Source organism: Sulfuriferula sp. AH1 (genome assembly GCF_002162035.1).
Taxonomy (GTDB): domain Bacteria; phylum Pseudomonadota; class Gammaproteobacteria; order Burkholderiales; family Sulfuriferulaceae; genus Sulfuriferula.
In genome coordinates this window covers 146,555-171,384 of record NZ_CP021138.1, presented here as the reverse complement: position 1 = coordinate 171,384, position 24,830 = coordinate 146,555, and the positions used below count along the sequence as shown (strand labels likewise).

At 57.6% G+C, this 24,830-nt stretch carries 26 protein-coding genes; 14 read left to right on the top strand and 12 right to left on the bottom strand.

The genetic code is table 11. The annotated features are described in order from the left end of the window. Positions 1-29 precede the first annotated feature (29 nt). The gene (locus CAP31_RS00945) at positions 30-755 is read right to left on the bottom strand and encodes a 16S rRNA (uracil(1498)-N(3))-methyltransferase (RefSeq protein WP_087445819.1); all 726 of its coding nucleotides are present in this window, start codon (positions 753-755) and stop codon (positions 30-32) included. A gap of 72 nt (positions 756-827) precedes the next feature. Here CAP31_RS00945 and CAP31_RS00940 point away from each other — a divergent pair, with 72 nt between their 5' ends. The 7 genes from CAP31_RS00940 (at position 828) to fba (ending at position 9,330) form a co-directional block, all read left to right on the top strand. Next, positions 828-1,385, top strand: coding sequence for a thioredoxin family protein (locus CAP31_RS00940; RefSeq protein ID WP_087445818.1), 558 nt, complete (start codon positions 828-830; stop codon positions 1,383-1,385). Between the two features lie 20 nt (positions 1,386-1,405). Beyond that, positions 1,406-2,209 (top strand): inositol monophosphatase family protein, encoded by an 804-nt coding sequence (locus tag CAP31_RS00935; protein ID WP_087445817.1) that lies wholly within the window; start codon positions 1,406-1,408, stop codon positions 2,207-2,209. Positions 2,210-2,344: 135 nt separating this feature from the next. Continuing rightward, on the top strand, positions 2,345-4,330 hold the full coding sequence (tkt, locus tag CAP31_RS00930) for a transketolase (RefSeq protein ID WP_087445816.1): 1,986 nt from the start codon (positions 2,345-2,347) through the stop codon (positions 4,328-4,330). Positions 4,331-4,423: 93 nt separating this feature from the next. Then, positions 4,424-5,422, top strand: coding sequence for a type I glyceraldehyde-3-phosphate dehydrogenase (gap, locus tag CAP31_RS00925; protein WP_087445815.1), 999 nt, complete (start codon positions 4,424-4,426; stop codon positions 5,420-5,422). Positions 5,423-5,544: 122 nt separating this feature from the next. Continuing rightward, positions 5,545-6,729 (top strand): phosphoglycerate kinase, encoded by a 1,185-nt coding sequence (locus tag CAP31_RS00920; RefSeq protein ID WP_087445814.1) that lies wholly within the window; start codon positions 5,545-5,547, stop codon positions 6,727-6,729. Between the two features lie 63 nt (positions 6,730-6,792). Then, positions 6,793-8,235 carry a pyruvate kinase gene (gene pyk, locus CAP31_RS00915; RefSeq protein WP_087445813.1) on the top strand — a complete coding sequence of 481 codons (1,443 nt, stop codon included), beginning with the start codon at positions 6,793-6,795 and terminating at the stop codon, positions 8,233-8,235. A gap of 30 nt (positions 8,236-8,265) precedes the next feature. Next, positions 8,266-9,330 carry a class II fructose-bisphosphate aldolase gene (gene fba, locus CAP31_RS00910; protein ID WP_087445812.1) on the top strand — a complete coding sequence of 355 codons (1,065 nt, stop codon included), beginning with the start codon at positions 8,266-8,268 and terminating at the stop codon, positions 9,328-9,330. A gap of 62 nt (positions 9,331-9,392) precedes the next feature. Here the strand turns inward: fba and CAP31_RS00905 are convergent, their stop codons facing one another. From CAP31_RS00905 to CAP31_RS00885, 5 genes are all read right to left on the bottom strand, one after another. Further along, positions 9,393-10,226: an HlyC/CorC family transporter gene (locus tag CAP31_RS00905; protein WP_087445811.1), complete on the bottom strand. Its 834-nt coding sequence runs from the start codon at positions 10,224-10,226 to the stop codon at positions 9,393-9,395. Positions 10,227-10,229: 3 nt separating this feature from the next. Next, a complete protein-coding gene (ybeY, locus tag CAP31_RS00900; RefSeq protein WP_369802419.1) occupies positions 10,230-10,664 on the bottom strand; it encodes an rRNA maturation RNase YbeY in 435 nt (144 codons plus the stop codon). A 34-nt stretch (positions 10,665-10,698) separates the two neighbouring features. Further along, positions 10,699-11,634 (bottom strand): PhoH family protein, encoded by a 936-nt coding sequence (locus tag CAP31_RS00895; RefSeq protein WP_087445809.1) that lies wholly within the window; start codon positions 11,632-11,634, stop codon positions 10,699-10,701. Next, positions 11,634-12,962 (bottom strand): tRNA (N6-isopentenyl adenosine(37)-C2)-methylthiotransferase MiaB, encoded by a 1,329-nt coding sequence (miaB, locus tag CAP31_RS00890; protein ID WP_087445808.1) that lies wholly within the window; start codon positions 12,960-12,962, stop codon positions 11,634-11,636. Before miaB ends, CAP31_RS00895 begins: the two co-directional genes overlap by 1 nt. Before the next feature lie 99 nt (positions 12,963-13,061). Further along, positions 13,062-13,961, bottom strand: a complete 900-nt coding sequence (locus CAP31_RS00885; protein ID WP_087445807.1) for a LysR family transcriptional regulator — start codon at positions 13,959-13,961, stop codon at positions 13,062-13,064. Positions 13,962-14,137: 176 nt separating this feature from the next. Here CAP31_RS00885 and CAP31_RS00880 point away from each other — a divergent pair, with 176 nt between their 5' ends. Genes CAP31_RS00880 through CAP31_RS00870 form a run of 3 tightly spaced genes read left to right on the top strand, consistent with a single transcriptional unit; the run spans position 14,138 to position 15,907 of the window. Then, complete coding sequence (locus tag CAP31_RS00880; RefSeq protein WP_189836627.1) at positions 14,138-14,728, top strand: pyridoxamine 5'-phosphate oxidase family protein; 591 nt, start codon at positions 14,138-14,140, stop codon at positions 14,726-14,728. 46 nt (positions 14,729-14,774) lie between these two features. Then, positions 14,775-15,389 (top strand): glutathione S-transferase family protein, encoded by a 615-nt coding sequence (locus CAP31_RS00875; protein ID WP_087445806.1) that lies wholly within the window; start codon positions 14,775-14,777, stop codon positions 15,387-15,389. A 23-nt stretch (positions 15,390-15,412) separates the two neighbouring features. After that, positions 15,413-15,907 (top strand): nuclear transport factor 2 family protein, encoded by a 495-nt coding sequence (locus tag CAP31_RS00870; RefSeq protein WP_087445805.1) that lies wholly within the window; start codon positions 15,413-15,415, stop codon positions 15,905-15,907. A 25-nt stretch (positions 15,908-15,932) separates the two neighbouring features. On the opposite strand, the gene CAP31_RS00865 is transcribed toward CAP31_RS00870, so the two are convergent. Continuing rightward, the gene (locus tag CAP31_RS00865; protein WP_087445804.1) at positions 15,933-16,358 is read right to left on the bottom strand and encodes a rhodanese-like domain-containing protein; all 426 of its coding nucleotides are present in this window, start codon (positions 16,356-16,358) and stop codon (positions 15,933-15,935) included. A 147-nt stretch (positions 16,359-16,505) separates the two neighbouring features. On the opposite strand from CAP31_RS00865, the gene CAP31_RS00860 reads away from it, so the two are divergent. Further along, entirely contained in the window at positions 16,506-18,545 is a 2,040-nt protein-coding gene (locus tag CAP31_RS00860; protein ID WP_087445803.1) for a TonB-dependent receptor domain-containing protein, read from the top strand. Between the two features lie 52 nt (positions 18,546-18,597). On the opposite strand, the gene CAP31_RS00855 is transcribed toward CAP31_RS00860, so the two are convergent. Next, a complete protein-coding gene (locus CAP31_RS00855) occupies positions 18,598-19,035 on the bottom strand; it encodes a CHRD domain-containing protein (protein WP_087445802.1) in 438 nt (145 codons plus the stop codon). A gap of 200 nt (positions 19,036-19,235) precedes the next feature. Between CAP31_RS00855 and CAP31_RS00850 the strand changes: the two genes are divergently transcribed. Continuing rightward, entirely contained in the window at positions 19,236-19,601 is a 366-nt protein-coding gene (locus CAP31_RS00850; RefSeq protein WP_087445801.1) for a cyclic nucleotide-binding domain-containing protein, read from the top strand. 12 nt (positions 19,602-19,613) lie between these two features. On the opposite strand, the gene CAP31_RS00845 is transcribed toward CAP31_RS00850, so the two are convergent. Both CAP31_RS00845 and CAP31_RS00840 read right to left on the bottom strand, forming a co-directional pair. Next, a complete protein-coding gene (locus tag CAP31_RS00845; protein WP_223247313.1) occupies positions 19,614-20,168 on the bottom strand; it encodes a CDP-alcohol phosphatidyltransferase family protein in 555 nt (184 codons plus the stop codon). A gap of 76 nt (positions 20,169-20,244) precedes the next feature. Continuing rightward, entirely contained in the window at positions 20,245-20,676 is a 432-nt protein-coding gene (locus tag CAP31_RS00840) for a copper chaperone PCu(A)C (protein ID WP_087445800.1), read from the bottom strand. 116 nt (positions 20,677-20,792) lie between these two features. On the opposite strand from CAP31_RS00840, the gene CAP31_RS00835 reads away from it, so the two are divergent. Both CAP31_RS00835 and CAP31_RS00830 read left to right on the top strand, forming a co-directional pair. Further along, on the top strand, positions 20,793-22,061 hold the full coding sequence (locus CAP31_RS00835) for an ATP-binding protein (RefSeq protein ID WP_223247312.1): 1,269 nt from the start codon (positions 20,793-20,795) through the stop codon (positions 22,059-22,061). Further along, positions 22,058-22,597, top strand: a complete 540-nt coding sequence (locus CAP31_RS00830) for a response regulator transcription factor (protein WP_087445799.1) — start codon at positions 22,058-22,060, stop codon at positions 22,595-22,597. Before CAP31_RS00835 ends, CAP31_RS00830 begins: the two co-directional genes overlap by 4 nt. A 401-nt stretch (positions 22,598-22,998) precedes the next feature. On the opposite strand, the gene modC is transcribed toward CAP31_RS00830, so the two are convergent. Beyond that, the gene (gene modC / locus CAP31_RS00820) at positions 22,999-24,081 is read right to left on the bottom strand and encodes a molybdenum ABC transporter ATP-binding protein (protein ID WP_087445797.1); all 1,083 of its coding nucleotides are present in this window, start codon (positions 24,079-24,081) and stop codon (positions 22,999-23,001) included. Next, positions 24,078-24,752, bottom strand: a complete 675-nt coding sequence (modB, locus tag CAP31_RS00815; RefSeq protein ID WP_087445796.1) for a molybdate ABC transporter permease subunit — start codon at positions 24,750-24,752, stop codon at positions 24,078-24,080. The genes modC and modB overlap by 4 nt, the downstream gene beginning before the upstream one ends. Positions 24,753-24,830 lie beyond the last annotated feature (78 nt).

Below are 24,830 nucleotides of genomic sequence, written 5' to 3'. Positions count from 1 at the left end.
TTTACAGTGTATACCAAAAATAAAACGAGTTAGAAATCCCCCCACAACACCTGCATCGCACTCAGCGCCGCCACTGCGGCGGTCTCCGTGCGCAATACCCGCGGCCCCAGACGCACCGGGATAAACCCGGCTTCACCAGCCAAACGATATTCATCCGCATTAAAACCGCCCTCCGGGCCGGCCAGTATCTCCACGCCCGCTTCAGGTTTGGCGAGCGTATGCAGAGTAGCGGCAGCGTCGGGGGCGAACATGATGCGTAACGGCTGAGCAGGCGGACCTGCTAGCCAGCCCGGCAAGGTGTTGACTGCGGCAACTTCAGGCACCACGTTGCGCCCGCATTGTTCGCATGCGGCGATCACCAGATTTTGCCAATGGCTGCGGCGCTTGTCGGCGCGCTCACCGGCGAGCTTCACCACGCTGCGGGCGCATGCCAGCGGCTGGATACGCGCGACGCCCAATTCAACCGCCTTCTGCAAGGTGTAATCCATACGGTCGCCGCTGGAAATCCCCTGCACCAGCGTCACCGCCAGCGGCGATTCGCGACTGACGCTCAGGCATGCTTCCACGCCGACTTCCACATCGCGCTTATCGATGTAATGGATGCTCGCCAGCCACTCCTGGCCTGAACCGTCAAATAACGTGACGCGATCGCCCACACTTAGCCGCAGCACGCGTGCGGCATGATGCGCGGCGGCGTCCGGTAACTTCAATAATGCATGGGTCAGGGGGGTATGGGGAATATAAAAACGCGGCATATCTGGCTAATCAAGAAAGGGCTTACATGGTATGATAACCCGTAATCTACGTGATTTTTCATCGGAGCAGAAATGGTCAGTTTACAAACCCCGGTTTGCCAATTCGGCTGGCAAGCCCCAGATTTCGATTTACCCGGCATCGACGGCAACCGTTACTCATTATCTTCGGCGATGGGCAAAAACGGCCTGCTGGTGATGTTCATCTGCAATCACTGTCCGTATGTGCAGTCGATCCGGCCGCGCCTGGTCCGCGACTGCCGCGAATTACGCGACCAATACGGCATTAACAGCATTGCCATCATGTCCAACGACCCGGCCGATTATGCCGAAGACTCCTTCGACAACATGATCAAGGTCGCCGCCGAATTCGACTTCCCGTTCCCTTATGTTTTCGATGAAACACAAACCGTTGCACGCAGCTACGATGCCGTTTGCACACCGGATTTTTTCGGCTTCAACCGTGCCGGCGAATTGCAATATCGCGGACGCTTTGACGCCTCGCGCAAGGAGACCGCGCCGGAAGGCGTACGCCGCGATTTGTTCGAGGCGATGAAACTGGTTGCCACCACCCAAAAAGGTCCGCTTGAACAAATCCCCAGCATGGGCTGTTCGATCAAATGGAAAACCTGACCCCGACCCCTCGCTAAATTATGCTCAATCAAGTTATCGCCCTCGTCCGGCAGGTTGCCCGGGATGAAGTCATGCCGCGCTATCTCAAGGTAGCGCACAGCCACAAATCCGACGGCAGCATGTGCACTGAAGCCGACGTGGCCTGCCAGCACGCGCTCACCGCAGGCCTGCGCGAGATCGCCCCGTACCCGGTACTGGGTGAAGAAATGACCGAGGAAGAACAAACCCGGCAATGGGCTGCAGGTACAGAAGGTTTGTGGTGCATAGACCCGATCGACGGCACCTCCAATTTCGTCAACGGCATTCCTTATTTCGCCATTTCGGTTGCGTTGATGAAAAACGGCAAAAGCATACTTGGCGTGATCTACGACCCGGTGGCAGACGAAATGTTCTATGCCGAACGCGGCCGTGGCGCGTTTCTCGACGGGGAAAGCCTGCCCATCAGAACGCGCGCACCGGATCTGCGTCACAGCCTGGCAGCCGTCGAACTGAAACGCATCAACGACAATATCACGGCACAAATCGCGCTGCATCCGCCTTACAGCTCGCAACGCAATTTCGGCGCGAGCACGCTGGACTGGTGCTATGTTGCCGCAGGCCGTTTCGACGTATACCTGCACGGCGGCCAGAAATTATGGGACTACGCCGCCGGCTGCCTGATTCTGGAAGAGGCAGGCGGATATTGCAGCACACTTACTCACGACGATTTCTGGGCCGACAGCCCTTGGCAGCGCGCGGTCATTGCCACGCTGGGCAATGACCTGTTCGATGAATGGCGCGCATGGATACAGGCCGCCAACCAGAAACCCGCGCCTAATGTTTGAATTAGCACACTATTTTCCCCGACGCCGACGCATTTAACCGCTTGCCAGACTTGCCGAAATCCGCCATGTCGGCGATAATCGGGAACTTTCAGCTTATCAGCGCCACCCTATTATTTATTTTCTAAGGAAAAAGCAATGGCAACTCGTACCGAACTCGCAAACGCCATCCGCGCGCTAGCTATGGATGCCGTGGAAAAGGCCAAATCCGGCCATCCGGGCGCCCCCATGGGCATGGCCGAAATCGCAGAAGTAGTGTGGAACCACCACCTGCGCCACAATCCGGTCAACCCGTTATGGGCCGACCGCGACCGTTTCGTGCTGTCCAATGGCCATGGCTCGATGCTGATTTATGCATTGCTGCACCTGACCGGCTATGATTTGCCAATCGAAGAACTGAAAAACTTCCGCCAATTGCATTCCAAAACCCCGGGTCACCCGGAACTTGGCTATACCCCCGGCGTGGAAACCACCACTGGCCCGTTAGGCCAGGGCATTACCAATGCGGTAGGCATGGCGATGGCAGAGAAGCTGCTGGCTGCCGAATTCAACAAGCCGGATCACGAAATCGTAAATCACCACACCTATGTATTCATGGGCGACGGCTGCCTGATGGAAGGCATCTCGCACGAAGCTTGCGCACTGGCAGGCACATGGGGTCTGGGCAAGCTGATTGCATTCTGGGATGACAACGGCATTTCCATCGACGGCCATGTTGAAGGCTGGTTTACCGACGACACGCCCAAACGCTTCGAATCCTACGGTTGGCATGTTATCGCCGGCGTTGACGGCCACAACGCGGCTGCCATCGAAGCTGCCGTGCAGGCCGGTAAAGCGGTTACCGACAAGCCAACCCTGATTTGCTGCAAAACCATCATCGGCAAAGGCTCCCCCAACAAGGAAGGTACCCACGACGTCCACGGCGCCGCATTGGGCGCCCAAGAAATCGCCGATACGCGCAAGAATCTGGGCTGGGACCACGCTCCGTTTGAAATCCCTGCCGATATTTACGAAGGCTGGGATGCCAAAACCAAAGGCGCCGGACTGGAAAGCCTGTGGAACAACAAATTTGCAGAATACGCCAAAGCCTATCCAGCTGAGGCTGCCGAATTCAAACGCCGCATGGCAGGCGACTTGCCAGCCAACTGGAACGAATTCCTGACCAAGGCCATTGCCGCCATCAACGCCAAAGCAGAAACCGTTGCGACCCGCAAAGCTTCGCAAATCGCCATCAATGCACTGGCTCCCGCGTTGCCCGAATTCCTCGGCGGCTCCGCCGACCTGACCGGCTCCAACCTGACCAACTGGACAGGCTGCCATCACGTGCACGGCAAAAAGGGCGGCAACTACATTTCCTACGGCGTACGCGAATTCGGCATGAGCCACATCATGAACGGCATGTCACTGCATGGCGGCCTGCTGCCGTTCGGCGGCACCTTCCTGATGTTCTCGGAATATGCCCGTAATGCCCTGCGCATGTCGGCACTGATGAAAAAACGCGTGATCTACGTGTTCACCCACGACTCGATCGGTCTGGGCGAAGACGGCCCGACCCATCAGCCAGTCGAGCAGACCGCTACCCTGCGCATGATCCCGAACATGGATGTATGGCGTCCGTGCGACACGCTGGAAACCATCGTTGCCTGGGGCCAGGGAGTCAGCCGCACCACCGGCCCGACCAGCCTGATCCTGAGCCGCCAGAATCTGCCGTTCATGACCCGTGACGAAGCGACTATCGCCAACGTTGCTCGCGGCGGTTATGTGCTCAAGGATGCGGCCAATCCAAAAGTGGTGCTGATCGCCACCGGTTCTGAAATCGAACTGGCAGTAAATGCACAGGCAGCACTGGCAGAGCAAGGCATTGCTGCTCGCGTCGTCTCCATGCCATCCACCAACGTATTCGATCGTCAGGATGCCGCGTATAAAGCCAGCGTGCTGCCAAAAGGCGTCGTACGTGTTGCCATCGAAGCCGGCGTATCCGATTTCTGGCGCAAATATGTCGGTCTGGAAGGCGCTGTCGTCGGCATGGATACCTTCGGCGAATCTGCTCCAGCTCCAGAATTGTTCAAGCACTTTGGTTTCACCGTTGATAACGTGGTGAACACCGTCAAGGGTGTCTTGTAATTCTAATTCCGCATGATTTACCGCCATCGCATGCGCCAATGCGCTGCGATCGCGGCAGCTACCGTTTTTTTTATCGCTAAGGAGTAGTAAACAATGGCAATCAAAGTAGGTATCAACGGCTTTGGCCGTATCGGCCGCATGGCATTCCGTGCCATCGCCAAGGATTTCCCGAGCATTGAAGTGGTCGCGATCAACGACCTGCTCGATCCGGAATACCTGGCTTACATGCTGCAATACGATTCCGTGCACGGCCGTTTCAACGGCACCGTGTCCGTGGAAGGCAACACCATGACCGTTAACGGCAAGAAGATCCGTCTGACCGCCGAGCGCGACCCTGCAAACCTGAAGTGGAACGAAGTCGGCGCCGACATCATCATCGAATCCACCGGTTTCTTCCTGACCAAGGAATCCTGCCAGGCGCACATCAATGCCGGCGCCAAGAAAGTGGTGCAAAGCGCGCCGTCCAAGGATGACACCCCGATGTTCGTATACGGTGTCAATCACACCAAATACGCTGGCGAAGCGATTGTTTCCGCAGCATCCTGCACCACCAACTGCCTGGCACCCGTTGCCAAAGTGCTGAACGACAACTTCGGTATCAAGCGCGGCCTGATGAGCACCGTGCATGCGGCAACCGCTACCCAAAAAACCGTTGACGGCCCATCCAGCAAAGACTGGCGCGGTGGTCGCGGCATTCTGGAAAATATCATCCCATCTTCTACCGGCGCTGCAAAAGCGGTAGGCGTGGTGATTCCGGAACTGAACAAGAAGCTGACCGGCATGGCATTCCGCGTACCTACCTCCGACGTTTCCGTAGTGGATCTGACCGTTGAGCTGAGCAAAGAAGCTACTTACGAGCAAATCTGCGCGGCGATGAAGGCGGCTTCCGAAGGTGCCATGAAAGGCGTGCTGGGCTACACCACCGACAAAGTGGTCTCCACCGACTTCCGCGGCAATACCTGCCCATCCATTTTCGATGCGGATGCAGGCATCGCACTGGACAGCACCTTTGTTAAGGTAGTTTCCTGGTACGACAACGAATACGGCTATACCTGCAACATGTTGCGCATGGTAGAAACTGTCGCCAAATAACTGGCATGTCGCCGAACACTGGATCAGGTCTCAGGCCTGATCCAGTGTTCGGCACTTAAAGCGTGAGCTTTAAGGACTGGCTGGCGCCAACCCTTAAACCTTACTTTAATCTGGAGAACATCATGGCTTTCATCCGAGTTACCGATCTTGACCTCAAGGGCAAACGCGTTTTTATCCGTGCCGACATGAACGTACCGGTCAAAGACGGCAAAGTCACTTCCGACGCCCGCATCACCGCATCCATGCGCACCATCGAGCACTGCCTCAAAGCTGGCGCGAAGGTCATGGTAACGTCCCATCTGGGCCGTCCGACCGAAGGCGAATATTCGGAAGAGAATTCGCTCAAACCGGTTGCCGATGTATTGGCAGCCAAGCTGGGAAAACCGGTACGCCTGATCAGGGACTGGATCAATGGCGGTTTTGAAGTGGCCGCAGGCGAACTGGTACTGCTGGAAAACGTGCGCTTTAACAAGGGCGAAAAGAAAAACCTGGACGAGACTGCCCAGAAGTACGCCGCATTGTGCGACGTATTCGTCATGGATGCATTCGGTACCGCTCACCGCGCTGAAGCTTCCACGCATGGCGTTGCCAAGTTCGCGCCTGTCGCCGCAGCCGGCATCCTGCTCACCGAAGAACTGGAAGCTTTGACCAAGGCGCTGTTAAGCCCGGCACGTCCTATGGTTGCGATCGTCGGCGGCTCCAAGGTTTCAACCAAGCTCACCGTGCTCGAAGCCCTGTCCGAAAAAGTGGATCAAATGGTGGTGGGCGGCGGCATTGCCAACACCTTCATCAAAGCCACCGGCAAAAACGTCGGCAAATCATTGTGCGAAGATGATCTGGTGCCGGTAGCGCAAGCGCTGATGACCAAAATGACAGCTCGCGGCGCGACCATACCGGTCGCGGTTGATGTCGTCTGCGGCAAGAAATTCGATGCCAATGAACCAGCCGTACTGAAAGATGCGAGCGATGTTGCCGACGATGACATGATTTTCGACATCGGTCCGAAATCTGCCCAGGAACTTGCCGACATCATCATGAAAGCGGGTACCGTTGTATGGAACGGCCCGGTAGGCGTGTTCGAATTCGATCAATTCGGCGCAGGCACCAAAACCATCGCCGATGCGATTGCCAAAACCAGCGCATTTACCCTGGCTGGCGGCGGCGATACGATTGCCGCTATCCAGAAGTATGACATTTACGACAAAGTGTCTTATATTTCCACCGCTGGCGGTGCGTTCCTCGAATTCCTCGAAGGAAAGAAACTGCCTGCCGTAGAAATCCTGGAACAGCGCGCTGCAGCAAAATAAGTAGAATTGGCGGGTGCCAGACCGGCACCCGCTTTAAGTCGAGTCACGAACTGGTAAACTTAAATGATACGCAGAACCAAAATCGTCGCCACATTAGGCCCAGCATCAAACGACGCAAAAGTATTAGACAAAATGATGGAAGCCGGCCTGGACGTAGTCCGCCTTAACTTCTCTCATGGTACAGCGCAAGACCACATTGACCGCGCCGAACTGGTACGTTCGTTAGCACGCGCCCGTGGCCGTGCTATTGGCGTATTGGCTGACTTGCAAGGTCCTAAAATCCGCGTAGGCAAATTCGCCGACAGCAAAATCACCCTGGCCGCAGGCGACCAGTTCATTCTTGATGCCGATTGCAAGCTCGGCAATCAGGAACGCGTGGGCCTGGACTACAAGGACCTGCCTAAAGACCTGGAACGCGGCGCGACCTTGCTGCTCGACGACGGCCGCATCGAAATGTGGGTAGAAGAGGTCAAGGGTGCGGAGATCATCTGCAAAGTCATCCAGGGCGGCGTGCTCTCCAACAACAAGGGCATCAACCGCAAAGGCGGCGGCCTGTCTGCGGCGGCATTGACCGACAAGGACATGGAAGACCTGAAAACAGCTGCCGCATTGCAGGCTGACTACATCGCCATCTCGTTCCCGCGCTCTGCCGATGACATGCATCTGGCGCGGCGCCTGCTCAAGGAAGCTGGCGGTCACGGCATGCTGGTCGCCAAAATCGAGCGAGCGGAAGCCATCGAAGCGCTGGAAGAAATCGTGCTGGCGTCAGATGCGATCATGGTAGCGCGCGGCGACCTGGGCGTGGAAGTCGGCGACGCTGCCGTCCCTGCACTGCAGAAAAAAATGATCCGCATCGCACGCAAGCACAACAGACCGGTTATCACCGCTACGCAAATGATGGAATCGATGATCCAGAACCCGATTCCGACTCGCGCCGAAGTATCCGACGTCGCCAATGCCGTGCTCGACGGCACTGACGCAGTGATGCTTTCCGCCGAGACAGCCGCGGGATCTTATCCGGTCGAGGCCATTGCCGCGATGCACCGGGTTTGCATGGAAGCGGAAAAAGAACAGGAACAGGAATTCAGCAGCAACAAGCTGGACAAGGAAGTCGCCCGTGTTGATGAATCGGTGGCACTGGCTGCGATTTTCACTGCAACGCATCTGGAGAACGTACGGGCGATTGCCGCGCTGACCCAGTCCGGTTCCACCTGCTTATGGATGTCGCGTATCAGTACCGCGGTACCGATCTACGCACTCACCCCCGAAGTTTCCACCCGCCGTAAAGTAACCTTGTATCGCGGCGTGTATCCTATCAATTTCAAAGTGGATTCCAAAGACCGTGATGCCTTGCTGATTGAGGCAGAGGAAGAGCTGCGCCGCCGTGGCGCCGTGCGTGAAGGCGACCTCATCGTGCTCACCATCGGCGAGCCTATCGGCGAGGCCGGCGGCACGAACACCATGAAGATTGTCAAAGTGGGCGAATACAAACACCGTACCAACTAATTATTTTATTTACTTACCAAGGAGATCACCATGGCACTCGTTTCATTACGTCAATTACTGGATCATGCCGCTGAAAACGGCTACGGTTTGCCGGCTTTCAACGTTAACAACCTCGAGCAGGTGCATGCCATCATGCAAGCCGCGGATGCCTGCGGCAGCCCGGTTATCATGCAAGCTTCTGCCGGCGCCCGCAAATATGCAGGTGCCAGCTTCCTGCGCCATCTGATCACTGCAGCGGTTGAAGCCTATCCGCACATTCCGGTGGTCATGCATCAGGATCACGGCGCGAGCATGCCGGTCTGCGTACGTTCGATCGCTGACGGCTTCTCATCGGTGATGATGGACGGCTCGCTGAAAGAAGACGGCAAGACACCTGCAACCTACGAATACAACGTCGAAATCACTCGTAAAGTAGTTGATATCGCTCACGCTGTCGGCGTATCCGTTGAAGGCGAATTGGGCTGTCTGGGTTCCCTGGAAACCGGCATGGCTGGCGAAGAAGACGGCGTTGGCGCTGAAGGCGTACTGGACCACTCGCAACTGCTGACCGACCCGGAAGAAGCTGCCGATTTCGTCAAGAAAACGGGTGTTGACGCTCTGGCCATCGCGATCGGCACCTCGCATGGCGCATACAAATTCACCCGTCCGCCTACAGGCGACATCCTGGCGATCAGCCGCATCAAGGAAATTCACGCACGCATCCCTAACACCCACCTGGTCATGCACGGTTCTTCTTCAGTGCCACAGGAATGGCTGAAAATCATCAATGATTTCGGCGGCGACATGGGCGAAACCTACGGCGTGCCAGTCGAAGAGATCGTTGAAGGCATCAAGCACGGCGTGCGTAAAGTCAACATTGATACCGACTTGCGCATGGCTTCGACCGGTGCAGTGCGTAAATTCCTGGCTGAAAACCGTTCTGAATTCGACCCGCGCAAATTCCTGCTCGCTTCCACCAAAGCCATGCAGGAAATCTGCAAACTGCGTTATGAAGCATTCGGTTCTGCAGGCCAGGCCAGCAAGATCAAGCCGGTTGACCTGGAAAAAATGGCTGCCAAATACGCTAAAGGCGAATTGGCTGCGATTATCAAGTAATCCGGTCCCACCCAATAAAAAAGGCAGCTTCGGCTGCCTTTTTTATTGGGTACGACAAACGGTCAGACGGGTGCAGATTGCATTTTCTTTTCCACCAGCAAAGTATGCACACGGCGTGTATCGGCGCGCAGCACTTCGAATTTAAGCCCGTCAAACACGATGGTCTCACCGCGTTTTGGCATATGCCCGAAGCGATTCACCACCAGTCCGGCAATGGTATCGTAATCCGCATCGTCCAGTTCCGTACCCATCACTTCGTTGAAATCCGCGATCTCGGTCATTGCCTTGACGCGATAGCGGCCGCCCTTATCCTGGATGATATTGTCTTCGGTTTCATCGAAATCGTATTCGTCCTCGATATCACCGACTATCTGTTCCAGCACATCTTCTATCGTCACCAGCCCGGCAACGCCGCCGTACTCGTCCACCACGATCGCCATATGGTTACGGCTCGCGCGGAACTCCTTCAACAATACATTCAGGCGCTTGGATTCGGGGATGAACACGGCAGGACGCAACATTTCGCGCACATGAAAACCGGATTCGGCGTAATAGCGCAGCAAATCCTTCGCCAGCAGAATGCCGATGATATCGTCCTTGTTCCTGTCGAACACAGGGAAACGCGAGTGCGCAGTTTCTATGATGCCCGGGATAAAAGCAGCAGGGGGGGCATTGATATCGATCACATCCATCTGCGCGCGCGGAATCATGATGTCGCGCACCTGGATTTCCGAGACTTGCAGCACACCTTCGATCATTGCCAGCGCGTCGGAATCAAGCAAATTGTGCTGGTACGCCCCTTGCAGGATATCCAGCAATTCGTCACGCGTCTCCGGTTCGTGGGTCAGCAATGCGCCCAGGCGTTCAAACCAGCTCGGTTTAGATGGCTCTTCCATGATTCAGCGACTCCGTTCAAGATAAGGATTGGCGAATCCCAACCCGGTAACAATTTCTATTTCCCGTGCTTCCATTACTGCGGCATCCGCATCATTTTCATGATCGTAGCCCTGCAAGTGCAAGACGCCATGCACGATCAGATGCGCATAATGGGCTATGGCGGATTTATCCTGTTCCAGCGCTTCGCGCGTCACTACCGGGGCGCACAGCACCAGATCGCCCAGCACGACAGGTGCCGTTTCGTAAACGAACGATAGCACATTGGTGGCGTAATCCTTGTGGCGATAGTCGCGATTGAGCTGACGGCCTTCCGCCTCGTTGACGATACGGATGGTGATTTCGGCATCACGTTCGAGTGCAGCGCGAGCGAACTGGATGATCTGGGTACGGCTGGGTGCATCGGTGGCCCGCATCGCGCGCTGGACCGAAAGGCTCAAGCGCGGCTGCGGGACACGACTTCGGGGGGAGGGTTCAGAGGGCTTGATCACGTTTTTCATAAGCATTAACGATACGGGCTACCAGCGGGTGGCGCACCACATCTTCGGATTGGAAATGGGTAAAAGCGATACCGCGAACATCGTGCAGCACTTCGCCGGCATCGACCAGTCCGCTTTTTTGATGGCGCGCCAGATCGACCTGGGTAACGTCTCCGGTAATCACTGCTTTGGAGCCGAAGCCGATGCGGGTCAGGAACATCTTCATCTGTTCCGGCGTGGTATTCTGCGCTTCGTCCAGAATAATGAACGCCTGATTCAGCGTGCGACCGCGCATATAAGCCAGCGGCGCGATCTCTATGGTGCCGCGCTCAAACAGTTTGCCCATTTTATCGGAGCCCATCAGGTCGTACAACGCATCGTACAATGGGCGCAGATACGGGTCGATCTTCTGCGCCAGATCGCCGGGCAGGAAGCCCAGACGCTCGCCGGCCTCCACTGCGGGCCGGGTCAGGATGATGCGTTTTACCAGATCACGCTCCAGCGCATCCACCGCACTGGCGACCGCGAGAAAAGTCTTGCCGGTGCCGGCCGGACCCACGCCGAAAGTAATGTCATGAGCCTGTATCTGTGCGAGGTAGGTATTTTGCCGCGGCGTGCGGCCGCGCAGATCGCTGCGACGGGTCAGCAGCACGGGTGCGCTGTCGCTGCCAGGCATAGCCTCATGCGCCACTTCGATCAGGGCCAACTGAATCTCTTCCACATTCACCGGCAGCGCGGCTTTCTGATAAAAGCTCTCCAGCAGATTCGCCGCGCGACGCATGGGCACGGTTTTGCCGGTAATATGAAAATGCTCGCCACGCCGCGTGATGCTGACATCCAGTGCGATTTCGATCTGACGCAGGTTCTCTTCCAGCACCCCGCATAAATTCGCCAGTTTGGTATTGTCGACCGGTGCGAATGTCACTTCCATCACTGCACCACTACTTCGCCGCGCAGGCTGTAAGTCTGGGCCCGAGTAATTCTAACCGTGACAATTTCACCGATCAGGCGCGGATGGCCGGGGAAATGCACGCCGCGATTATTATCGGTACGCCCGCTCAGATCATTGCTGTCCTTTTTTGCCTGCCCGGTCACCAGCACGCGCTGCAGGGTGCCGACCATGCCCTGGCTGATCGCATGGGTATTGGCATCTATGGCTGCCTGCACCCGCGCCAGACGCGCCTGTTTCACCGCATGCGGCACATCGTCCGGCAGATCCGCTGCCGGCGTGCCAGGCCGCTTGCTGTAAATGAAGCTGTATGAAGTATCGAAACCTACCGCTTCTATCAGTTGCATGGTTGCCTCGAAATCGGCATCAGTCTCACCCGGAAATCCGATAATAAAATCCGACGATATCACAATATCGGGACGCGCTTCACGCAAACGCCGGATAATCGATTTATATTCCAGAGCGGTATAACCGCGCTTCATCGCCGCCAGGATGCGGTCCGATCCCGACTGCACCGGCAGATGCAGCAGCGACACCAGCTTGGGCAGTCGTGTATAAGCCTCGATCAGGCGAGGAGTGAATTCGCGCGGGTGGCTGGTGGTATAGCGCAAGCGCTCGATACCCGGAATCTCGTGCACATATTCAAGCAGCAGCGCGAAATCCGCCGTTTCGCCATCCGCCATCTGGCCGCGATAGGCGTTGACGTTCTGCCCGAGCAGATTGACTTCTTTTACGCCTTGCGCAGTCAATCCCGCAATCTCGGCCAGAATATCGTCAAACGGCCGCGACACTTCCTCGCCGCGCGTATAGGGCACGACACAAAACGAACAATACTTGGAACAGCCTTCCATGATCGACACAAAAGCCGCCGCACCATCGACACTGGCCGCAGGCAGATGATCGAATTTCTCGATTTCAGGGAATGAAATATCCAGTTGCGGACGCCCGCTGCTGCGGCGTTTCGCTATCAGATCAGGCAGACGGTGCAGGGTTTGCGGGCCGAACACGACATCGACATAGGGTGCCCGCGAAATGATCGTGGCGCCTTCCTGGCTGGCCACACAGCCCCCGACGCCGATAATCAGCCCGGGCTTGGCGACCTTCAGCTCGCGCACGCGCCCGAGGTCGGAAAACACCTTCTCCTGCGCCTTCTCACGCACCGAACAGGTATTGAACAAAATCACATCGGCTTCTGCCGGATCATTGGTCGGCGTCATGCCTTCGGCCGCGCGCATCACATCCGCCATCTTGTCCGAGTCGTACTCGTTCATCTGGCAGCCAAACGTCTTGATATAGATTTTTTTCACAATATGCGCCGTACAGCGAACACTAAAATGCAGAATTTAACACCTTGCATTTTAGCATTTTTACGCAGCATCGGCGAACAGGCTATGCGCCGCTGGCACGACTCAGCGTAACGTGCAGTCGCCTTGCAAATGCTGCACCATCATATCGACAAAGGAGCGTACTTTCGCCGACGCATGGCGCCCCTCCCGGTAAATCACATGAATAGGCATCGCCGGCGGCTCGTAATCGCTCAGTATCGGCACCAATGCACCTGTCTCGAACAGGGCCGCAACCTGATACGACAGGATGCGCGCGATGCCAAAACCCTGCATGGCAGCCTCTATGGCGGCGTCATTGGTGGTAACCGACAATCGCGGCCTGACATGTACCGTCGTTGCCGTAGCGGCATGGCCGAATTTCCATTCACATCCCGCACCCATATTATTGGTATTGATGATGCAGTACTGCGCCAGCGCAGCCGGAGTAAGTGGCGTGCCATGCGCAGCAAGATACTGCGGCGCAGCACACGCTACCCGGCGCACCTGACCGACGCGAATCGCCGTCATGCTTGAATCCGGCAGCTCGCCGATACGCACTGCCACATTGACGCCTTCTTCCAGCATGTTCACTACCCGGTCCAGCAACAGCGCCGACACTTCCATCGCCGGATGGCGCTGCAGAAACTCGACTATGCCGGGCAATACGAACATCCTGCCAAACAGGCTGGGCGCAGTCACCGTCAAATGCCCGCGCGGCTCGGCATTGATACCTGCAGCCGCTTCATCTGCCTCAGCCACTTCACCCAGAATACGACGCACATCGTCAAGATAACGCTGTCCCGCATCCGTTACCCGCACATGACGCGTGGTACGAGTTAACAACTTGACACCCAACTCATGTTCGAGCAGGGCAACAGCACGCGTCACTGCTGGCGGCGACATGCCTAACCGGCGTGCACCCGCAGCAAAACTCCGGCTCTCGGCCACGGCTACATATACCGTCATCAAATGCAGCTTATCCATACACGGCTCCTGAAGCGCGACAATTACCCGATGATTATTGCCGGCAATGATAAATCCATGCCAAACATCCTCAAGAATTATTCCGATTTATGCAATAGTAAATTGCTGGTACTGACTATTCTGCCTGCAGCTGAATTCAGGCAAAGTTAGCGTCAAAGCCTACAAGGAACTTAACCATGACCCAGCCCACGGAAAACCGGCAACCCACACCTGCCCCACATCCAGTCAGCACTTTGCTGCACGATGGCGAACTGGCGGCACAACTACGTTTTGGCGCTGAAGGCGTCTGGGATGCGCACAGGCTTAACAGCATGTTCCATAACAACATTCCATCCAGCCTCGTCGAATTTATCGAAAACCTGCCATTCTTTTTCATCGCCACCGCAAATACCGCAGGCGAATGCGATTGCAGCTTTCGCGGGCGCGAACACAATATTGCCGGACAGCCCTACCCGCTGACCAAAGTGCTGGATAGCAAAACACTGATATTTCCGGATTATCGCGGCAACAGGCTATACAACTCGCTGGGCAACATTATCGTTAATGGCCACATCGGCATGCTGTTCATCGATTTCCAGTCGAGCACACGCGTGCGCCTGAACGGGCAGGCGGAGATCGTGGAAACGCAATCGGCATATGCCGACATCTGGCCGCTCGCGCAACGCTATGTCCGCGTCACCACAGAGCAGGTATATGGCAACTGCAAATCCAGAATCCCGCATATGCAGCTCGTGCCACCGGCTGACAGCGAATTGCATGATAATTGAACGCAGACACCCCCTCAGCCCAAGCCAGTAAACAGGAGAAAACAGTATGAAACTTTATGAATTCCCGCGCTCCGGACAGAGCCACAAAGCCAGACTGATGCTGTCCTTGCTCGGCCTGAAATATGAAAGCGTGGCACTGAACGGACAGGAGGGCGAGCACAAATCCGCAGCTTTCCTGGCAAAAAACCCGTTCGGGCAGGTGCCGGTGCTGGAAGACGGCGATATCGTCATTCGCGACAGTCAGGCCGTACTGGTCTACCTGGCCCGTCAATACGGCGCCGAGCACTGGCTGCCGCTGGCACCCGCAGCCATGGCGCAGGTGATGGCATGGCTCTCCACCGCCGCCAACGAAGTCGCACGCGGGCCGGGCTTGTTACGCATGCATCACAAATTCGGACGCGATATCAATCTGGCCGAAGCGCAACAGACCTCAGCAAATCTGCTTGGCATCCTGCAAGCGCAACTGGCCCGCCAGCAATGGCTGGCAGGCGACCAGATCAGTATTGCGGATATCGCCGTGTACCCCTACCTTGCGCTGGCGCCCGAAGCCAGGCTCGATGTGCAGCCGTACCCGGCCATTACCGGCTGGCTGGGCCGGATTCAGTCACTCGAACATTATGTGGGTATGCCCGGCATGTGGGCACCCGCGGCAACAGCCTGATTGCATACCTGACGAGGACACCCATGAACGCAGCAACTCTCCATACCACCAGCGCAACCCGCCCACCATGCCCGCCCTTTACGCGGGAAACCGCCATCCAGAAAGTGCGCATGGCCGAAGACGGCTGGAACAGCCGTGACCCGCTGCGCGTTGCAATGGCCTATACCGTTGACAGCCAATGGCGCAACCGCAGCGAGTTTCCGCAGGGCCGCGAACAGATCGTTGCCTTCCTCACCCGCAAGTGGCAACGCGAATTGGACTACCGGCTTATCAAGGAATTATGGGCGTTCGACGGCAACCGCATCGCGGTCCGCTTTGCCTATGAATGGCGCGATGCCGACAATAACTGGTTCCGCGCTTACGGCAACGAAAACTGGGAATTCGACGTACACGGCCTGATGCAGCGCCGTTATGCCAGCATCAACGACTTGGCCATTGCCGCATCCGAGCGCAAATTTCACTGGCCGCAAGGGCGGCGACCGGACGACCATCCCGGATTAAGCGAACTGGGCCTGTAACCCCGACTGGCTGGGTGGCACCTGCTTATCCGGCCGGTTCTTGCAGCGCCCGAAAGCCGCCGCGCAAGGAAAATCCGCGCCGGTATCCCAACGCCCGGAGCAATTGCGCGGCATGCAGGCTTCGCCGTCCGCTGTTGCACACGCAGATCAGGATGTAATCCTTGTCGTAATGCAGCCCGTTAATCAGGTTGAAGAAATGCTGAGTGTCCTGCTGGCTGGGCAGGTCGGCATCGAGCAGTTCCTGTTCCTCTTCATTCAGTGCGTGGCCCAGCGATTTCTTGAACTGGAACAGCGGCAACGCGACTGCCGATGCGATCTCGCCCTCGGACTCCAGCTCGAACGGCTGGCGGATATCTAGCAGACATGCCAGGTTTAATCGCACCAGTTCCAGCGCAGTTGGAACTGAAATTTCCAGACTGTCGTTGACAGCCGACTCTTTGGGGCCAGACATGATCGCTCACTTTCCGTGAATGCCAAAAACGATATATTGTTTTAAATATAACGCCGGGTCAAGCCATGCGTCCAATGCGGCAATTTGTCACATTCCCCGATAGACTCGCTGTCATTACCATGCATGGCTTTACCTGAAGGATGAGCCATGGAATTCCAACCTCGCGCGCTATGGGCCGCGCTCAGTCTGGCGTTACCCGGTCTGGCGATGGCGGATGACGCCTACCGGCTGCCGGATGTCACGGTGACCGCCCCCTCTGCATCCAGCACGCTCAACACCAGCCGCATCGACACCGGCGCACTCGGGGCCGATAACGGGCAGGACGTCGCCAACTGGCTGCAGCAGGCGCCGGGTGCTGCGGTAGTGCGAAACGGCCAGCAAACCGGCATCGTGCAATTGCATGGACTCTACAACGAACGCGTCAAGATCATGGTAGATGGCATGGAGATCACGCCAGCCTGCCCTAACCACATGGACCCGCCGCTGCATTACGCACCTCTGGACAGCCTGACGCAACTGGATGTCATTGCCGGAATCACTCCGGTTTCGTTGGGTGGCGACAGCATCGCCGGGACGGTGATCGCGAATACCGCCCCGGCAGTATTCGCCCAGGGGCCTGCATTCGTTCCGCAAGCCAGAGTGCACGGCGGCTACAGCAGCGCTAACGATGCGACCAACATCGGCGCCAGTCTGGGCACGGCTAATCAGGATACCAGCCTGGGTTACCGCGGCGAGCAGATCATCGCTCACAATTACACGACTCCGCGCGGCACGGTCAGCGATACCGGCTTCAACACGACGCGCCATGACCTTTACTGGGCACGGAAGGTCGAATCGGGCGAATTGCGCCTGGATGTCGGCCGGCATCACACGCGTGACGCCGGCACCCCCGCACTGCCGATGGACATGGTCAGCGACGACGCCAGCAAGGCGGCATTAAGCTACCGCGGCAACACCGCGCTGGGCGCAGTCGAAGCACGCATCTACAGCCACAATATCGACCACATGATGGACAACTACAGCCTGCGCCCCAATAGCGGCATGAAAATGTTCGCGCCGGCCACCAGCCGCAATATCGGCGTGACGCTGGGCAGCAAAACAGGCAATTTCAAATACGGCGTGGAATACCTCACCAACGAATTCAATGCTTATTCACAGGCGTTGGGCAATGCAGCCAGCCGCAAGGACATGTTCAATAACAGCAGCCGCAACCGCTTCGGCGCCTATGGCGAATGGCAGGGCGCGATCGCCCCGCAATGGAAGCTGCTGGCCGGTGCGCGCGGCGACATGGTGAGCATGAACACCGACGACATCGTATATGGCTATAGCGCCACCAGCTCGGCCAGCCAGCTGGTGCAGACCAACTTCAACGCCATTGACCATCAGCGCACAGATTACAACATGGACGCCACCTTGCTTGCCCGATACCGCGCCGGAGCCGCACATAGCTACGAATTCGGACTGGCGCGCAAAACCCGCTCGCCGAGCATACTGGAACGCTATCTGTGGTCATCCGGACAATCCAGCGCAGGGCAAGCCGACGGTTACAACTATCTGGGCAACATCGATCTCAAGCCGGAAGTATCGCACCAGCTCACCGCAGCGACGGAATGGAAAACCGATGTCTGGCAAATCAAGCCGCTGGTTTATTACAACCGCGTCACCGATTACATCCAGGGCACATCGACCGGCGTGATCATCGGCGGCAAACCGGTATTGCAATATCAGAACATCGATGCCGAACTCTATGGCATCGATCTGGCCGCCGCATACCGGGTAAGCGCCAGGCTGAATCTGGGCGGCACGCTCAGTTACGTACGCGGCAGGAACACCGGCAACGGCGACAATCTTTACCGTATCGCCCCGCTCAGCGCTCGCCTTTATGGAGACTATCAGGCTGGCAAATGGCTGAATCGCATCGAATGGAATCTCGCCCAGCGCCAGAATGACGTCGCCGCCTATAACGGTGAACTGCCCACCAGCGGCTACGGTATCGTCAATCTGCGTACGCGCTGGCAAGCCAATAAGGCGTGGCGCTTTGCCGCAGGTATCGAGAACGTGTTCGACAAACTCTATTACGACCACTTGGGCGGCATCAACCGCGTCGCCAACAGCGTCATCGCCGTAGGCGGGCAACTGCCGGGCATGGGTCGTTCCGCCTACCTGAGCGTGGATTACACCTGGTAGCTTTCAACGCCCTGCTCCCGGCTGCGAACAACCGGGAGCAGGGCGGGAACCGCTAGGGTTTCAACTGGCCGCGGATCTCGCCGTCAGGGTGTATCTTGCTATGCACATTGACGTAAAGATCGCCTGCTTTATAGCTCTTGTACTGTTCATCGGTAAGTTTCGCACCGGCAGGCACCGACCAGACATTGGCCGCGGCCTGCTGCAGCGGGATGATCACCGAGCCATTATGGCCAGGGGCTGCCTGATGAATGTGCGCCATGGTGCCGACGATGCCGTAAGTAGTCACGCTGCCGCTGACCGATTTGTCCGCGCCCACTGTGATCTTGCCGCTGCCCGATGCAGCCGTTTCCACCGCAGGCACCTCCTGACTACCGCTTAATTTAACCATGGTTGCACCGGCATCAGCCGCATTGGCACTGCCAGCCAGCATGCCGGCTACCATGACTGCAGCGGCGAAAACGGTACGAGGGTTACGAAATATTAGATTCATTTGATTACCTCCATTAGTTAATCCATCAGCCAAGTCTGCGCGAATTGCATCCGCACCTCATGAGGGGACTCCTCATTGAGTCTTATCAAATTACACTCTTGTCGAATTTCGTCTGTGCGCTAACAAACAGACGGCAAGTTGCCCTGATGCGAACAGGGGCTATATAATCAACGCATTAATTAAAATACATCAGGCCCGCCATGAAATTCGAACCCGCAAACCTGTTTCATCATGAAACCGATTTACTCTGCGTCCCGGCAGGCCATACGCTGTTTACCGAAGGCGAGCAGGGCGATGTGATGTACGTGCTGGTATCCGGCACAGCGGACATCTCGGTGCGTGGCAAAATAGTCGAGCAAGCCCAGACCGGCGCGCTGCTCGGCGAAATGTCGCTGGTTGAAGATGCCGCACCGCGTTCGGCCAGCGTCACCACGACAACTGAGTGCAAACTCGCACCTATCGATGCCAAACGCTTTCATTTCCTGATTCAGAATACGCCCAATTTCGCGGTTCACGTCATGCGCGTCATTGCAACGCGGCTGCGCAACGCCAACAAGCTGCTTTAAATTCAAACGCTGTCAATGCGGCTTGTCAGCCAGAAACCGCGCCGTTTTGCGGCCCCAGATCCAGACGTATTGCACGCCTGACAACACGGCGGTCGCAAACACCAGCATGAACAGTCCGGGCAGCCATTCTGCAATGGCGATGACCGTCGCTGCATTGGCCAGCACCAGGCATAGCAGCCCGAATTCCAGGGCGATATGCGTCTTGCCCAGCAAGGTCGGCGTGATTTCTATATGCCCGATCAGGTGCCGGTACGCGAACGCACCGGACACGATGACCATATCCCGTGCCAGCATGGCTGCGGTCAGCCACAGCGGAATCAACGCCAGCCAGGTCAGCATCAGCAAGCAGGACAAGATAATCAGCTTGTCCGCCACCGGGTCGATCAGCGCGCCGAATGGCGTACGCAGATCATAGTGCCGGGCGATCCAGCCATCGATGCCATCGCTCAGGCTTGCCAACAGGAACACCGCCAGCGCATAAGCGTAAGCCGATCGCCCAAGCAGATAAACGACCAGCGGTACCAATAACAGGCGAAACAGACTGATCGTGTTCGGCACATTCAGCATGCGGCTCCAATCACATTACAAGGCAGAAACCCGATATTACGCCTAATCTGTGACAGAGCAATTCGTCAAGCCGGTTTTAATGGCCCCCCAGATCACGCACTTCGACTTTTACTTCAACCTTTTCATGGTGCCGGGGGGAGGTGGCGATATCCAGCGTGACCGGGATCACGTCACCTGGCTTCATCGCCTGCTTGAGATCGAACAGCATGATATGCAGCCCGCCCGGCGACAGCTTCACCGTTTTATGCCCGGGCAGTGCAATCTCTTTCATTTCGCGCATTTCCATCACACCGCCATTCATGCTCATGGTATGCAATTGCGCAGTACCGGCAGCCGGGGTGCTCACCCCCACCAGTCTGGCATCAGCGGCACTGGTAATGTCCATGAAGGCGCCTGCCACTTCCTGTCCCGGCGCCGTCGCCCGCATCCACGCATGCTCAACCTTCACATCAGCTGCCAATGCAATTTGCGTACACAGCATCCCTACCAAAATCACCAGATATTTCATCACCGCTCCTCAAAACAGGATACAAAACAGTATTGTTGCGCCCCAAGCGCGCAAAGGGAATGCGACAAATTGTCGCACTTTGACGTTAAACCGATGAACGCAGGTAGAATATCAGCATGATCATCCCCGCTCAAAGCCTGTCCACCGTGCCTGTAGAAGGCATGTTGCGCAATCTGTTCATGTTGCGCCTGTATGCCATTGCCGGGCAATTACTGGCATTGGCAGTGGTGTATTACGGCCTTGATATCGCGCTGCCGATTACCGCCATGCTCACGGTAATCGGCATGCTGACGCTACTCAACATCGCGACCTGGCTGCGGCTGGCGCAGCCATGGCCGGTGACCGCACTGGAGTTTTTCATCCAGCTGGTGGCTGACATGGCGGCACTTACCCTGTTGCTGTATTACAGCGGCGGCGCCAGCAACCCATTCGTGTCGCTGTACCTGCTGCCTATCATCATTGCCGCCACCACGCTGCCTGTGGCCTTCGCCTGGGCGATGACCGTACTCAGCATCAGCGCCTACTCGCTGCTCACGCAGTTGTTTGTGCCTCTGAGCCTGCCGCCGGGCGCCGTCGAATTCTCCCTGCATCTGGCGGGCATGTGGCTCAACTTCATCGTCAGCGCACTGCTGATCGCGTATTTCATCGGCAGGATGGCCAATTCGATCCGCCAGCGCGACCTGGCTTTGGCCCGTATCCGCGAAACCCGCCTGCATGACGAACAGATCGTGGCGCTCGGCAGTCTGGCCGCAGGCGCCGCGCATGAATTATCGACGCCGCTGGCGACAATGAACATCGTCGCCAGCGAATTGCAGCATGACTATCCGGACGATGCCGAGCTCACCCAATCGCTGCAGATTCTGCGTAACCAGGTGGCGGCCTGCAAAACCATCCTCACCCGGCTCACCAGCGTCGGCGAAAGCGGACGCACCGAAAGCGGCTCGGCCGTGAGCGTCGATCTCTGGCTGGGCAAGCTACTGGAACAATGGCAGCTGATGCGCCCGCAGGTACAGGTAACCGCACGCTGGCCGGGCAAATCGCCGACACCCGCCGTCATGGCTGAAGACAGCCTGAATCAGGCGCTGCTCAACCTGTGCAACAACGCCGCCGATGCTGGCAGCAATCAGGTGGAAATCGAAGTCGACTGGGATGAGCAGGCGCTGCAAATCGACATCCTCGATCGCGGCACCGGGTTCAGCGAAGACGCCTTGAGCGGCGCCGTATTCTTTACCACCAAACGCGAGCAGGGCGGTTTCGGTATCGGCCTGTTCCTGGCCAACGCCAGCATAGAACGCCACGGCGGCAGCGTCGCGCTGCTCAGCCGGGAAGGCGGCGGGGCACATGTCGCCGTACGCCTGCCATTACTGGGCAAGTTGCCGGCATGAATACCCCTGCACCCCAACTGCTGCTGGTCGACGACGATGTGACTTTCTGCACGGTGCTGGCGCGTGCACTGGGCAAACGCGGCTACGCCGTCCATACCGCGCACGATGTCGCCACTGCGCTGGAATACGCCGAACAGCATCCGCCCGCATACGCCGTCATTGACCTGAAACTGCCCGGCGAAACCGGCTTGCGCCTGATCGCGCGCCTCCGGCAGCTCGATCCGCTCGCCCGCATCGTCATGCTCACCGGCTACGCCAGCATCACCACCGCGATCGAAGCCATCAAGCTCGGCGCGACGCACTACCTCGCCAAGCCCGCCGAAGTCGATGAAATCGTCGCCGCATTGCACAAGGACACCGGCGATGCCAACATCGCCGCCGATATCCGTCCGCCCTCGGTCGAACGTCTGGAGTGGGAACATATCCAGCGCGTGCTCAACGAGCACGACGGCAACATCTCCGCCACCGCCCGCGCGCTCAACATGCACCGCCGCACCTTGCAGCGCAAGCTGTTCAAGCATCCGGTACGGAATTGAGACTCAAAAACATGGGATGAACAAGGTGAACTACCGCACCCGACCCGCAAAAAATATCCAGCGTTACGGGAAACGGAACGTTACGATTGGCTCGTGCAACATCGATGCGAGTATCATTTGCGCCGGGACGAGCGAAACGCTCAGGTACCAGGAAGCGTTGACAACCCGCCGGGCTATTCAACGCGACGAACAATGCCTGGTCGCTTGCAACCGGACTGACGGGCACGCTTATCAGGCCGCACTAGTGCAATATCAGCAAACAGTACTGGTCGCTTCCGGCAGGTAACCGATACGCTGACCGCATTGGCGCATGACGATGAGGCAGGCGCTATCGGGCTTTGCCGTTGCAGGACGCACAACACGCGCTGGGTGACTCGCCCAGCGCCTGAAGCGGGCTATCCTTAGCCGATCAGCGCCACCGACTTGATCTGCGTCCATACCGCCCGGCCGGGACGCAGATCGAGCGTAGCGGCGGAACGCCGGGTAAGCCGTGCCAGCAGCGGTGCGCCGCCAGCATCCAGCCGCACCAGTGTCAGTGCAGGATGATAGTCGTCGCCAAGTTCGGTCACCACGGCAGGCACGACATTGAGGATGCTGCTGTCCGTATGCGGCGTCAGAGTCAGGCTGATATCCCGTGCCAGAATGCGCAAGCGCAGCTTTTGCCCTAACGGCGCGCCACTGTCGCGCACCCACAGCTTGCCGCCGGCAAACTCCACGCAGCTCAAATGCCATTGCGCATCGCGGGCGCTAACGGTGCCCTCGAGCACCACGCCGGCATCTTCATGCAGCTGGATCGGCAGATCCAGCTGCGCCAGCGTTTCGGTCAGCTCACCGCTGGCGCGCACCCGGCCATTCTCCAGCAGCACCAGATGATCAGCCAGCCGAGCCACTTCATCCGGCGCATGGCTGACATAGAGCAACGGGATATCCAGCTCGTCATGCAGGCGCTCTAGGTAAGGCAGGATCTCGCCCTTGAGTTTCAGGTCGAGCGCAGCCAGCGGCTCGTCCATCAGCAGCAGTTGCGGGCTCACCGCCAGCGCACGGGCAATACCGACGCGCTGGCGCTCACCGCCGGAGAGCATGGCCGGCATGCGTGTCAGCAGGTGGCCGATGCCGAGCAGGTCTATCGCCTGATCCAGCGATACGCGTCGCTGCGATGACGGCACACGTTTAAGGCCGAATTCCAGATTACGGCGGATATTCAGGTGCGCGAACAGGCTGGCTTCCTGAAACACATAACCCAGCGGACGCTGATGCGTCGGCTGGAAAATGCCCTGCGCCTCATCCTGCCACACGCTGCCATTCACCGCCAGATAACCACCCGGCACGCGCTCCAGGCCGGCAATCGCACGCAACAGCGTGGTTTTGCCGGAACCGGAATGGCCGAACAGCGCAGTCACGCCATGGCCGGGCAAATCGAGGTCGACATCCAGCATAAAACCGGGGTAATCAAGCTTGAAGCGCGCATGGATAGCAGCCGTCATTTGCGTCTGCCCGTGGGGTTGAACAGGTACAGCAACAGCAGCACCGCGAACGAAAACGCCACCATGATCGCCGCCAGCCAGTGCGCCTCGGTGTATTCCAGCGCTTCGACATGGTCGTAGATCTGCACCGACACCACCCGGGTAGTGTCCGGGATATTGCCGCCTATCATCAGCACCACGCCGAATTCACCAACGGTATGGGCGAATCCGAGTACGGTCGCGGTGAGAAACCCGGGCTTTGCCAAGGGCAACACCACGCTGAGAAAAGTGTCGAAGGGCGAAGCGCGCAAGGTCGCCGCCACTTCCAGCGGGCGCTCGCCGATGGCTTCGAATGCATTCTGTATCGGCTGCACCACGAACGGCATCGAATAAAAGATCGACCCCACTACCAGCCCCCAGAACGTGAATGGCAGCATGCCCAGCCCCAGCGCCTGGGTGAAATGGCCGATCGGCCCATTCGGCCCCATCGCCAGCAACAGATAAAAACCGATCACCGACGGCGGCAACACGATAGGCAGCGCCACGAGCGCACCGACCACCCCTTTCGCCCACGAGCGGGTGCGCGCCAGCCACCATGCGATGGGCGTGCCTATCAGCAGCAATAATAGCGTGGTAACTGTCGCCAGTCTGAGGGTTAGCCAGATCGCGCCGAGATCGGAATCACTGGGCATCAGATGCTCCGTTATGGATAAAAATTGTCCACGAAAAACACGAAAATATTACTCGGCCCGAGTTGTAAATAATTATTC